Annotated in this window: 12 protein-coding genes; 5 read left to right on the top strand and 7 right to left on the bottom strand. The window is 70.4% G+C overall.

Going from position 1 to position 11,975, the window contains the following annotated elements; all coding sequences use genetic code 11:
- Positions 1 to 232 precede the first annotated feature (232 nt).
- Positions 233 to 1,543, top strand: coding sequence for a hypothetical protein (locus ACWDVW_RS14425; RefSeq protein ID WP_449948300.1), 1,311 nt, complete (start codon positions 233 to 235; stop codon positions 1,541 to 1,543).
- A gap of 513 nt (positions 1,544 to 2,056) precedes the next feature.
- On the opposite strand, the gene ACWDVW_RS14430 is transcribed toward ACWDVW_RS14425, so the two are convergent.
- Entirely contained in the window at positions 2,057 to 3,331 is a 1,275-nt protein-coding gene (locus tag ACWDVW_RS14430) for a barstar family protein (RefSeq protein ID WP_449948303.1), read from the bottom strand.
- A gap of 245 nt (positions 3,332 to 3,576) precedes the next feature.
- On the bottom strand, positions 3,577 to 3,741 hold the full coding sequence (locus ACWDVW_RS14435) for a hypothetical protein (RefSeq protein ID WP_449948306.1): 165 nt from the start codon (positions 3,739 to 3,741) through the stop codon (positions 3,577 to 3,579).
- Between the two features lie 92 nt (positions 3,742 to 3,833).
- Between ACWDVW_RS14435 and ACWDVW_RS14440 the strand changes: the two genes are divergently transcribed.
- Positions 3,834 to 4,442 carry a class I SAM-dependent methyltransferase gene (locus ACWDVW_RS14440; RefSeq protein ID WP_449948308.1) on the top strand — a complete coding sequence of 203 codons (609 nt, stop codon included), beginning with the start codon at positions 3,834 to 3,836 and terminating at the stop codon, positions 4,440 to 4,442.
- A 289-nt stretch (positions 4,443 to 4,731) separates the two neighbouring features.
- Here ACWDVW_RS14440 and ACWDVW_RS14445 read toward each other — a convergent pair whose 3' ends face one another.
- Complete coding sequence (locus ACWDVW_RS14445; protein ID WP_449948311.1) at positions 4,732 to 4,935, bottom strand: hypothetical protein; 204 nt, start codon at positions 4,933 to 4,935, stop codon at positions 4,732 to 4,734.
- A gap of 179 nt (positions 4,936 to 5,114) precedes the next feature.
- Positions 5,115 to 5,807, bottom strand: coding sequence for a DUF899 family protein (locus ACWDVW_RS14450; protein WP_449948314.1), 693 nt, complete (start codon positions 5,805 to 5,807; stop codon positions 5,115 to 5,117).
- Between the two features lie 93 nt (positions 5,808 to 5,900).
- On the opposite strand from ACWDVW_RS14450, the gene ACWDVW_RS14455 reads away from it, so the two are divergent.
- Positions 5,901 to 7,304, top strand: a complete 1,404-nt coding sequence (locus ACWDVW_RS14455; RefSeq protein ID WP_449948317.1) for an NDP-hexose 2,3-dehydratase family protein — start codon at positions 5,901 to 5,903, stop codon at positions 7,302 to 7,304.
- A 44-nt stretch (positions 7,305 to 7,348) separates the two neighbouring features.
- On the opposite strand, the gene ACWDVW_RS14460 is transcribed toward ACWDVW_RS14455, so the two are convergent.
- From ACWDVW_RS14460 to ACWDVW_RS14470, 3 genes are all read right to left on the bottom strand, one after another.
- Positions 7,349 to 7,780, bottom strand: a complete 432-nt coding sequence (locus ACWDVW_RS14460) for an SRPBCC family protein (protein ID WP_174537660.1) — start codon at positions 7,778 to 7,780, stop codon at positions 7,349 to 7,351.
- A gap of 101 nt (positions 7,781 to 7,881) precedes the next feature.
- Positions 7,882 to 8,697 carry an ABC transporter permease gene (locus ACWDVW_RS14465; protein ID WP_449948371.1) on the bottom strand — a complete coding sequence of 272 codons (816 nt, stop codon included), beginning with the start codon at positions 8,695 to 8,697 and terminating at the stop codon, positions 7,882 to 7,884.
- 5 nt (positions 8,698 to 8,702) lie between these two features.
- Complete coding sequence (locus ACWDVW_RS14470; protein ID WP_387264482.1) at positions 8,703 to 9,707, bottom strand: ATP-binding cassette domain-containing protein; 1,005 nt, start codon at positions 9,705 to 9,707, stop codon at positions 8,703 to 8,705.
- 163 nt (positions 9,708 to 9,870) lie between these two features.
- On the opposite strand from ACWDVW_RS14470, the gene ACWDVW_RS14475 reads away from it, so the two are divergent.
- Positions 9,871 to 10,695: a methyltransferase domain-containing protein gene (locus tag ACWDVW_RS14475; RefSeq protein ID WP_449948320.1), complete on the top strand. Its 825-nt coding sequence runs from the start codon at positions 9,871 to 9,873 to the stop codon at positions 10,693 to 10,695.
- A gap of 40 nt (positions 10,696 to 10,735) precedes the next feature.
- Positions 10,736 to 11,968 carry a methyltransferase domain-containing protein gene (locus ACWDVW_RS14480; RefSeq protein WP_449948323.1) on the top strand — a complete coding sequence of 411 codons (1,233 nt, stop codon included), beginning with the start codon at positions 10,736 to 10,738 and terminating at the stop codon, positions 11,966 to 11,968.
- Positions 11,969 to 11,975 lie beyond the last annotated feature (7 nt).

Consider the following 11,975-nt stretch of genomic DNA (forward strand, 5'->3'; position numbering starts at 1 on the left):
GGGGGAGGGCGGACATCTCGGGACGGTGCGGGTCGCGGTCGACGGTGCCGGCGTGGGCCGGTGGGAAGCGTTGAACCATCTGGTCGAGGTGTTGCTCGAGGTCGATGCTGCCGGCGATGAGGTGACGGCGGGTTCGGCGTTGATGCTGGTGGCCGGAGCTGCGGGGTTGGTGGTCCGGCTGGACCGGCACGCGCGGCAGGCGCCGTGGTATGGCCCGTACCAGGAGTCCGCGTTGTGGCGGGTCGGGGCGCGTTTGTCGGTCGCGTCGTCGGGGCCTGTCGCGATGGCGCTGGCGAGCATGCATGGGGACGGGCGGATCCGGGAACGCGCGGTCGCGGCGATGGTCGGTCGGCCGTGCCCGGAGGTGATGCCGTTCCTGGTGCTGCGTGCCGGTGATTGGGTCAAGCCGGTACGGGACCGGGCGCGGGCCGGGCTGGCGTTGTTGCTCGCCGACGATCCAGGTCGCTACCTGCCGGCGGTGCTGCCGATGGCGTTGCGCCTCGACGCGCGGCTGCGTGGTGGCTTCGCCGTCACTCAGGTACAGGCGGCGTTGCTGTCGAGCCCGGCGGAGGTGTGGCGTGGGCTGCTGGGATCGGGTTGCCGCAGGCAGCGGCGGTTCGTGTTCGACATTGTCGTGGCTCAGGGCTGGCTGCGTCTGCCCGACTACGTGACCTGCGCCGAAACTGATGCGGATGTGGGGATTCGGGTCCGGGCAGCTGAGGCGGCCTGCCGTGAGGCGGTCTGGACGCGCCGGCATGACGTTCTATATCGTCTGGCCCGGTCGGTTCGTGCTGAGGTACGGGTGGTGGCGCTGACCGGGCTGGTGCGGGTTGGTCAGGACAGTGACGTTGCCGCGTACCTGGACGATGACGCGCCGCTGGTCCGGGCGGTAGCGCGGGACGCGGCGCGTCGGATCGGCATCGACGCCCGGGCGCATTACCGGACTGCGGTCAGCGCCGGAGAGCCGGCGCTGGGTGTGATCGTTGGGCTTGCCGAGGCCGGCTCGGCAGCGGACACCCCGCTGCTGCGTCCGCTGCTGAGTTACCCGCAAGCCAAGGTCCGCGCCCAGGCGGTACGGGGCCTGCGCCTCCTCGATGCAGTTGTCGCGCAGGAGATGCTTCCGCTGCTGTGGGATCCGTCGCCGGCGGTGGTCCGGGAGGTGACCACCGCGCTGCGGCCCTTGACCGGTGCCCTGCCGCAGGGCTTGCCGTGGGAGCTGCTGGCGGATGGCCGGGTGGAGTTGCGTCGGGCCGGCTACCGCCTCCTGCGTGGCCACGGCGTCGACGTCCAGTTGCGTGCTGCCCTGATGCTCACCCTCGACCCGGACCCACGCCTGGCCGAACGCGGCAAGGCCGACGCGACCTGCCTCGCCCGCGGCGGCGCACGAACCACCTGGCGCCGCACCCCTCGGCCGCAGCTGTCGGTCACCGCCGCCCAGCACGACGAGCTCGCCGCATTGGCGGCACAAGCGGTGTTGGCACTCGGCGAGGACACCAGCCGGATGCTCACCACGTGGCTGGCGGATACCCGCCCCGACACATAAGTGAGCTCCCCACCTCACAAAGGTCAGCGACGACCCCGGGCTGGCGGATCTGCCCGTGTGCGTTGGGGGACTACACGAGGAAATCGCCGCCGATGGATACTCGATCGCGGCAACGTGACGTCAGGCCCACACCTGGACCGCTGCGGCAGCACGCTGGTTCCTCACCCGGCAGATTCCGGCCGCTCGGCCAGACCACGCGCGACTTGCGGCATGTGCGTGCGTCGTCGCCGCCCCCTAACCTCTTCCCGTCCTCGCCCAAGGTGCGGTGGCTCCGGATGACCGCGTCCGCGATCCAGCAGGAGAGGGTGGCAGCCCGTTCGAGCCGGGCCGAGTCCGGGGGACGCCTCGCCAATGGCGAGGCGCCCTCAAGCCCTTTGTGAGCGGATAGCGGCATGTGCGTGCACCTGGTCAAGGGGGCTCAGTGGCGTGGTTGGCTGCGCGGTTTGATCTTGGTCGTTGGTTGATGTCGTCTTCGGCCGGGCGACGTGGCCGTAGTCGGCGTCGGTTCCGGGCTCAGCGTAAGTCGACCTTGACGTGGTGCGCCGCGAGCATGGCCAGTAGGTCGTCCAAGGTGATCGCCGGACCCAGTCGACGCCGGTCATAGCCGGCGACGAGGTGCTCGCGGGCGACGGCCGATTCGTGCCACACCAGTCGACACGGTGTCCGCGCGCCGAACCTGCCCCTGAGACAGTCGTCGAGCGCGTCGAGGTTCCAGCCGAAGTATCCGCCGGGGCCGTTGATTGCCTCGCCGATCGCGCAGTAGAACCCTTCGATGTCGGTCACGAACCGGCCGTCGAGGTCATAGGTGGTGCCGGGTGGCCCGTCGGCCGTATCGGACCGGTGTGCGAGCGCAACTGCGGCCCACTGGTGGCGCAACTCCCGGTTGTAGTCGGCCCACAAGTTCTTCTCGGCGGGTCGTCGGCTACGCCAATGCTCCAGGATGCCGAGGATCCCCAGCGGCAGTGGTTCCCGTGCGTCGCTGTCGACGGTCACGTCGAGGAGTCCCGCACCCAGCCGCGATGGCTCGCTCTCATCGACCGTTCCGGACACCACCGCGCCGATCACCCGGCTGACCGAACCGTCGGTGCCTGCCACGTACATCTCGGCGCGGATCCGGCGGCGACGCAGTGCCGCCCTGGGCGACTTCCCGACCGCACCGAGCGCGGTCAGCAATGGTGGCTCCGGTCGGCAACCGAGCAGCCGAACCTGCGGCACCGGCGGTGCGGCCTGCGCGCGGAACACGCCCGTGACGTCCCGACACGTACCGTAAGGCGCGTCGTCCCGGCCGGAAAGGGCGAATTCGTTGACGCCGCCGGGACGTACCACCGCGTCCGTGCGGTCGTAGACGTGGACGAACCCGTCGAGATCGACGTCCACGGCTTCCGGCATCGTGGGACTCGGTCGTTGAGCGAGGACGACGACATCGCCGAGGTCTTCGCCCCACCACGACGGCGGCGTGTCTGGTGGCCGCGCAAGCGCCATCACTGAGATGTCACCCAGCCAGGCTCGTTCGGTGCCGAGCGCCTCAGCGGGCAGCCGATCGAGCAGGTCGGCAAGCACGCCGTCCGGAACGCAGCCGACAAGCGTGAACCGCTCCCGCCGCCGAGGCGGCAAGTCAACAAACAACCCTTCGATCTCCGCGCACACCGCCAGCGGAATGTCGTCCTCGTCCGAGCCCTCGACGCCGACGCCACCAAGGAGCAGCCAGCGCAGGCCACCCGAACGCTCCCACGTCCACCGCCGCTGCTCCGGAAGACAGACAGCCTCAGAATCGGCGCGCCACGTCATCCCCGCGACCCTACCGACTGACACCACTACGACCGAAAACGCCTTCGTGAAGGGCAGCGCAGTGGCGCCCCACCACCTACACCACCGCTCACCTGCTACCCAGCACGCATGAGCGGCGCAAGGTCCTGGCCATCTACACGGAGGCCCAACGCGCACGGCCAGCGGCATGACAGTGAAATGCGATCGAGCTCAGAGCGTCACGTGGATCCCGACCGGTGTCCTCGCACCGGCACCGCTATTCATCCTCAGGCAACGATGGCGGTGGTCACCGCAGTGATCCCGGCGGAGGTAGCGGCGACGGCCAGGGCAACGATCCACCCCCGATAGTGGCCGGGGCGGCTGTGACGACCGCGCCGGCTGTGCAGGTCTGATGTCCGGACGAGGCGTTCGAGTTCGATGGTCGAGGTCATGGGTGTCAACCTATGAACCGACCGCCGCCGGCCGCCTGAGCCGCCGTACTCAAGCGCACCTGAGCATCCTGCGCCCGGTCTACGGTGTTGCGGTGAGCGGACAGTCGGCACGGGACGCCTACTCGTCGATGTCAGAGCAGTACATCGCTCTGTTCGACGGCGGCTGGCAGGCCCACGTGGATGACACGGCCCTCGTCGGGGGCCACCTCGCCGGTCTGAAAGGAAGGGTGCTCGATCTCGGTTGCGGCCCCGGCCACTGGACCGCCTACCTGCATTCGCTCGGCGCCGACGTGACCGGCATCGACCTGGTCCGTGAGTTCATCGACCACGCCCGAGCGAACTTTCCCGGGCCGGCGTTCCGGCTCGGCTCGATGACCGAACTAGACGTCCCCGACCACTCGGTGGCCGGCATCCTCTCCTGGTACTCGACCATTCACCTGCCGCCACCGGAACTGGACCGCGTGCTCACCGAGTTCCGCCGGATGCTGACCCCTTCCGGGAGGTTGGTGATCGGGTTCTTCGACAGCGACGACGAGGTGGCCGCGTTCGACCACAAGGTCCTCACTGCGTACCGCTGGCCGGTGGACGAGTTCGTCGCCCTCCTGACGAAGGCCGGCTTCACCGAACTTCAGCGCCTGCGACAGCAGTTCCCGGACCGCCCGGACCGCAGGTACGCGGCCATCGCCGCAAGCGCCACCTGAGCCCGCTGCGCAGAATCCAACATCCGAAGGACACATTCGGCCTGACCGGTCTCGATCATGGTTAAGGCCGAGACACGAGTCGAACCGACGGGATAACCGGCAGTCACGGGCGACAGGCCAACGCGAGATTCGCGACCGGCATCACGTGCACTCAACTCGGCACGACCGAGCATTCGATCTACCCAGCCGCCGGTCACGTAGCATGACGATCGGTTTGCGGCCAGATGAGGATGTTGTCGGTGGGCCTGGTGGCGACTTCGGCATGGGACTGGACGGCCTCGCGGTCGGGTTATGTCTCGTAGGTGAGCGCCTTCTGTAGGTGGAAGTGTGCGACGTCGAGCATCCACTTCCGGTTCGGGAAGTCGCCCTCGGCGATACGCAGCGGGCCGCCGACCAGGTCCAGATGCATGACGTACTGGTAGTACTTGACCCGCTGTGGGTCGAGGTCCGGGTTTCGGAGCGTCGCGTAGTGCGGGCCGAAGCGCACCCGCATCCAGCAGTGCCGCCGCCAGCAGCGTGGTCGCCACCCCGGTGAGGACTGCGCCGACGAGCCGCCCGGCCTGGCCGGGTACGCCCGGCGACAGCCGGCGGTACGCGGTGTCGTGGTGCGGTGGGGTACTCGTGGCTCCTCGGCTGTCACACGGGTTGATCGGTCGGGGCGGCCACCCGGGGTTACGTGTTGGCGGCGTACCAGTCGCCCCGGCCCTGCGGCAGCAGGTCGAGCACGTTCCACACCGGGGAGAGCAGGTCGATGCCGCGCTCGGCGCCGTCGACGAAGTTGGCCGGCTGGCTGTAGAAGTGCCGGATGCCGTCGCTGTCGCGGACCAGCACGCTGACCATCGGGCGCTGGTCGCCGTTCGGGTGCTCGGCGCGCAGGTCGGCGTTGAAGTCGGTGCCGTGGCTGGAGAGCAGCCGCAGGCCGGCCCAGCCGCGCCGGGCGCCCCAGGCGCGCAGCTTCGCCGCCGGGGCCTTGCCGACCACCACGAACGCGGTGTGCTGCTGGAGATGGTGGGCGACGCCGTGGAATCCATCCACCCACAGTGAGCACATCGGGCAGGCGGCGTCGGCCTCCGGGTGGAACATTAGGTGGTAGACGACGAGTGTGCGGTGCGCGCCGAAGAGTGCGGAGAGCCGGACGGGGCGCAGCGGGCCGGGCGTGGTCAGGTCGGCTGGTCCCTCGGTGAACGCGACGTCGGCCACCGGTGCGCCCAGCGGCAGCTCCCGCCGGGCGGCGGCGACCTGTTCGACCTGGTCACGCAGGCGGCGCTCGGCCTCGGCGAGGCGCTGCCGAGCCGCCACGTACGCGGCGTCGGCGCCGTCCGGCCACATCGGCAGCGGCGTCGACCCGCTCGCGTCGTCAGTCATCCTCTCGTCCTTCCTCGACCCGCGCTTACGCTGGCCATCCGCTATAGAATATAGAAGTGAACGGCGGGTAGGTGTCGACAAAAGGGGGTACGCGTGACGGAGACGACCGCGCCACCGTGGCTGCCGCAGCACGACCGGCTCGCCACCGCCGACCCCGACGCCGACGTCCACAAGTGGCTCGCCGGCTGGCGTCGCCGGGCCCCGATGCGCGTGGACGTCGTGCCCCTGGCCGGCCTGCGCGCCTGGCGCCAAGACGCCGACACCGGAGTCCTGGCCCACCGCAGCGGCCGGTTCTTCCGGGTGGAAGGGCTCTCCGTGGAGGTGCCGGGCGCGGCCGTGCCCCGCTGGGAACAGCCGATGCTGCACCAGCCGGAGGTGGGCATCCTCGGTATGCTCGCCCGCCTCGACGGCGACACGCTGCGGGTGCTGGTGCAGGCCAAGGCGGAGCCCGGCAACCAGGACGGCCACCAGCTCGCGCCCACCGTCCAGGCCACCCGGAGCAACTGGACCGGCGTGCACGGCGGCCGCCCGGTGCCGTTCCTGCACCACTTCCGTGACCCGGACCCGCGCCGGGTGCTCGTGGACGTCCGTCAGTCCGAGCACGGGTCCTGGTTCCTGCGCAAACGCAACCGGAACATGGTGGTCCTCACCGACGAGGACATCGTGCCGCCGCCCGGGTTCCGCTGGCTCAGCCTCGCCCAGCTGCACCGGCTCCTGCGCCACGACGACCTGGTCAACATGGACATCCGTACCGTGCTCTCGTGCCTGCCGGCGGAGCTGACGGCCCGGGCGGCCGGACCGTCCGGGGACGCCTTCACGGCCGCGTTGCGTCGCTCCTGCCGGCCCGGGCCGGGCAGCCGGCACCACACCGGCGCGCTGCTGCACTGGATCACCGACGTCCGCAGCCAGACCGAGGTGGGCGCCGACCGGACGGCGCTGCGCGGACAGGCGGCGTGGCATTTCGGTGAGGTCTCCCTGCGACACGCCAGCGGGCTTTTCTTCGAGGTCATCGGCGTGGACGTGGACGCCGAGGGACGCGAGGTGGCGAGCTGGTCGCAGCCGATGCTGCGGCCCTGCGGCCAGGGGGTGGTGGCGTTCCTGGCCACCCGCCTCGACGGCGTGCTGCACGTGTTGGTGCACGCCCGGGTCGAGCCGGGTTTCGTGGACGTGGTGGAGCTGGCGCCGACGGTCCAGTGCACGCCCGCCACGCTCGACTACCTGCCCGCGGCGGCACGTCCGCCCTTCCTGGACCAGGTGCTCGGCGCGCCGCCGGAGCGGGTCCGGTTCCGCGCGCTCCTGTCCGAGGAGGGCGGACGGCTCTACCGGGCCCGCAGCAGCTATCTCGTGGTGGAGACCGACGACGCGGACCTGGAGAGCGACCAGTACCGCTGGGTGACGCTGCACCAGCTCTCGGAACTGCTGCGGCACAGCAACTACGTGAACGTCTCGGCCCGCAGCTTGATCGCCTGCCTGCGCGGACTGCTGGACGCCGGCTGAGCGGGCGGACCCGGCCGCTCCCGGTCCGCCCGCCGCGTCGGCCCTCAGTCGCCGAAGCCGCTCGGGTGGGCGTCGCCGACCGCGTTGAGCAGCACACCCTGCTCCAGCAGCGCCTTGCAGGCGCAGAGCACCATGGTGAACCCGCCCATGGAGTCGATCGCCTTCGCCACGGCCTGGTCGGCGCTGCCGGCGAAGCCGGTCTCGGTGACCCGGACCAGCGTCGTGTCACCCTCGCCCGGCAGGAACCGCCATTCGAGCTGGGTGGGGGACTCCGGGTCCCACTCGGCCAGGATGCGGCTGTTCTCCTCGACGTCCTTGACCGTGACGACGGTGGAGACGCCGTACATCTCCCAGTCCCAGGTGACGGTGGCGCCGGGTTCGAGTCGGCCGCTGCTCCTGGTGAACCAGAACTTCGTGGTCACCGCCGGGTCCACGAACGCCTGGAAGACCTCGGCGGCGGGCCTGCGGATGAGCATCTGCGCGGTGACGGCAGGCGGTTGAGTCAAACGGTCGCTGTCCACGGGGTAGCCGTGTTCCCTTCTCGTGTCATCGGCACTGCGTACAAACGGTGGCGGGGTCAGGCCCGCCGGCGGTACAGGAACATGGAGAGCGGCGCGAAGATCGTCACGAGTGCCGCGCAGCCGGCCAGCGCCGCGCCGACCTCACCGGCGGTCGCCGTGCCGTGGGCCAGGCTGCGCGCGGCGGTGACCGTCAACGCGAACGGGTTCAGGTTGACCACCGCCTGCAGCCAGCCGGGGAGCGTCTCCTGCGGCACGAAGAAGTTGCTGACGAACGACACCGGGAAGACGATCGCCTGGCACGCGCTCAGCGCGGCGGTCGGTGACTTCAGGGCGAGCCCGAAGACGACGTACACCCAGGAGAAGGAGAAGACGAACACCAGAGTGATCAGGATCGTGGCGAGGACGCCGAGCACGCCGCCGTCGGGCCGGAAGCCGACCGCGAGCCCGACCGCCACGGCGACCGCGCAGCCGACGACGTAGAGCACGTTGTTGCCGAGCAGGGTGCCGACGATCGCGGCGGGCCGCCAGATGGCGAGCGCGCGGAAGCGGTCGGTCACCTCCCGGGAGTTGTCCAGGTTGACCACCGCGCCGATCCGCATGCTGATCATGATTCCGGTGAACACCACGATGCCCGGGATGTAGAACTGCATGTAGCTCGACGTCGAACCGGCCAGGGCGCCGCCGAACAGGAAGCCGAAGACGAGCGTGAACATGACCGGCACGCCGAGTGCCTCGAGGATCTGCGTCGGGTCGCGGCGTACCTTCTGCACCGCCCGCCACGCGAAGGTCAGCGTGGACGACAGCGCGCCGGGACGCGCCGGTCGCGCCGCGGCTGGCGTCGTGGCGCCACGGCCGGTGCCGGCCTCCACCATGCTACTCACGCCGCCTCCTCCGTCTCGGTCCGCGAGCCGTCCGCCCGATGCCCGGTGAGGGCGAGGAACACCTGGTCCAGAGTGGCGTGACCGAAGGCGTACTCGGCCAGGCCGACGCCGGCCCCGGTGAGGGCGGCCAGCGCCCGGGTCGCCTCCTCCTCGGCCGCGACCTGCGCGGTCAGCTCCATCCGGTCGGAGCCGGCGTGCACCGCCGTGCCCAGCGCCTCCGCCAGCATCCGCTCGGCCGTCTCCCGCTGCCCGGCGTCGCGCAACCGCACCCGCAGCACGCTCGCGCCGATCGACCGTTTCAGCTCCACCGGCGTGCCCTCGGCGATGACCCGGCCATGGTCGACGACCGCGATCCGGTCGGCGAGTTGGTCGGCCTCGTCGAGATACTGCGTGGTGAGCAGGACGGTGGCGCCCTCGCCGACCATGCCCCGGACGAGTTCCCACACCTGGTTGCGGCTGTGCGGGTCGAGCCCGGTGGTCGGCTCGTCGAGGAACATCAGGTCGGGTGTCACGATCATGCTGCTGGCGATGTCGAGCCGCCGGCGCATGCCGCCGGAGTAGGTCCGGACCAGCCGGGCCGCCGCCTTCTCCAGGCCGAACGTGGCGAGCAGTTCCTCGGCGCGGCGGCGGGCCGCGCTCCAGGAGAAGCCGCGCAGCCGGGAGAGCAGGACGAGATTGTCCCGGCCGGACAGTTCCTCGTCGACTGAGGAGTATTGCCCGGTCAGCCCGATCCGGTCGCGGATCGCCCCGGCCTCGCGCACCACGTCGTGGCCGAGCACGCGGACCTCGCCGCTGTCGGGCGGGACGAGCGTGGCGAGGGTGCGGACGATTGTCGTCTTTCCGGCGCCGTTGGGGCCGAGCACACCGAACACGCTTCCGGCCGACACGCGCAGATCGATCCCGTCGAGCGCGCGTACCTCGCCGTAGGATTTGCACAATCGAGTGATCTCGATGGCGAGAGTGTCGGTCTGCTGTGCGGACAAGCCAGCCGTACGCGACATTGTGTTCACAAACACATAGTAGCAGGACGTTTCGCCTCGGTCACGCTTCTTGGTCCGCCCGTCACGCGCGTTCCGTGCCAGGTGATCGTCGCATGGACACCCGTCGGTTGATATCTATATCATTCTCAAGTAGCGACGTGTCGCCGAGAGTGGAGGAGCGGACGTGTCCACACGCGAGCTGACCGAAATCGACGAGGTAGCGGAGATCTACGACGACGGCGCCTGGGCCGTCGAGGTGCTTGGCGGGAACATTCACTTCGGGTGGTGGGAGGACGACGACGACCGCACGCCCTTCCTGGAGGCCATCAACCGGTTCACCGACATCGTCGGTGACCGCCTCGGGCTGCGCCCCGGCGAGCGGCTGCTGGACGTCGGCTGCGGCGCCGGTGAGCCGGCCATCCGGCTCGGCCAGCGCAGCGACGCCGACATCACCGGCATCACCAACAGCGCCGAGCACCTCAAGCGGGCCCGGGAACGGGTCAACGAGTCGGGGCTGCGCGGCCAGGTCCGCTTCGAGCTCGGCGACGCCGCCGCGCTGAGCTACCCGGACGCCTCCTTCGACAAGGTGCTCGCCTTTGAGTCCCTGGTGCACGCGCAGGACCGCCGGCAGTGGCTCGCCGAGATCCGCCGCGTGCTCAAGCCCGGCGGCCGGCTCGTGCTCACCGACCTCGCCGAGGATGCCCCGCTCACCGAGCGGGACCGGCAGATCCTCACCGATTTCACCCTCGCTCCGCCCGGCCCGCCGATGGCCGCGTTCGACCTGGTCCGCGACGCCGGATTCGTGGTTGACGAGTTCCTCAGCTGCGGCGACAAGATCAGCCGATCGTTCCCCGCGTACCACGAGCGGGTGCAGCAGCGCCGCGACACGCTCGCCGCCGCGCACGGTGCCGAGAGGATCGACGCCTTCCTCGCCGAGATGCCGGCCGTGCTGGACGTCCTGCGCACCAAGGTCGGCTGCGTCGTCATCGCCACCCACAAGCCGCGCTGACCCGCCCGGCGGCACACCGGCGCCCGGAAGGAGAAGGCAGATGACCGCCCCCGCCGTCACCGGCTGCCGGATCTGCGGCGGCCCGGTGACCGAGATGCTCGACCTCGGCCGCCAACCCCTCTCCGACGCGTTCCCCCGCCCGGCCGACCTCGACGACGAGTTCTTCTACCGCCTTGCGGTGGGCCGGTGCGCCGCCTGCACGATGGTCCAGCTCGTCGAGGAGGTGCCGCGCGAGCGGATGTTCCACCACGACTACCCGTACCGCTCGTCGCTGTCGTCGGTGATGCGCGCGCACTTCACCGGCACCGGGCGGGAACTGCTCGCCACCGAGCTGACCCGGCCCGGCGCGTTCTGCGTCGAGCTGGGTAGCAACGATGGGGTGATGCTGCGGACCGTGGCTGCGGCCGGCGTACGCCACCTCGGCTTCGAGCCGTCCACCGGCGTGGCCGAACTCGCCCGCCGGCAGGGCGTACGGGTGCGTACCGACTTCTTCGAGGAGAGAACCGCCGCCGACGTGCTCGCCGCCGACGGGACGGCCGATGTCATCTACGCCGCCAACACGATCTGCCACCTGCCCTACCTGGACTCGGTGCTGCGCGGCGCGCGGCTGCTGCTCGCCCCCGGCGGCGTCTTCGTCTTCGAGGACCCGTACCTCGGCGACATCCTCGCCCGGACCGCCTTCGACCAGATCTACGACGAGCATTTCTACTACTTCACCGCCCACTCGGTGAAGGCCGCCGCAGCCCGCTTCGGGCTGGAGTTGGTCGACGTACGCCGGCTGCCCGTGCACGGCGGCGAGGTGCGCTACACGCTTGCCCACGCCGGGGCGCGTACCCCGTCCCCGTCCGTCGCCGACCTGCTGCGCCAGGAACGGGAGCAGGGCGTGACCGGGGTGGAGGCGCTGCGCCGGTTCGCCGCCGCCGTCGCGCGTAACCGGGCCGATCTGGTGGCGCTGCTGCGCTCGCTCAAGGAGGAAGGCTGGACAGTCGCCGCCTACGGGGCCACCGCGAAGAGCGCCACCGTCACCAACTACTGCGGACTCGGGCCGGAGCTGATCTCGTACGTCTGCGACACCACCCCGGCCAAGCAGGGCCGGCTGACCCCGGGCGCGCACATCCCGGTCCGCCCGCCCGACGCCTTCTCCGACCCGTACCCGGACTACGCGGTGCTCTTCGCCTGGAACCACGCCGACGAGATCATGGCGAAGGAGACCGGCTTCCGGGCCGCCGGAGGCTGGTGGATCCACTACGTGCCCACCGTGCGCGTACGGTGACGGCATC

The sequence above is a fragment of the Micromonospora sp. NPDC003241 genome, assembly GCF_053589795.1.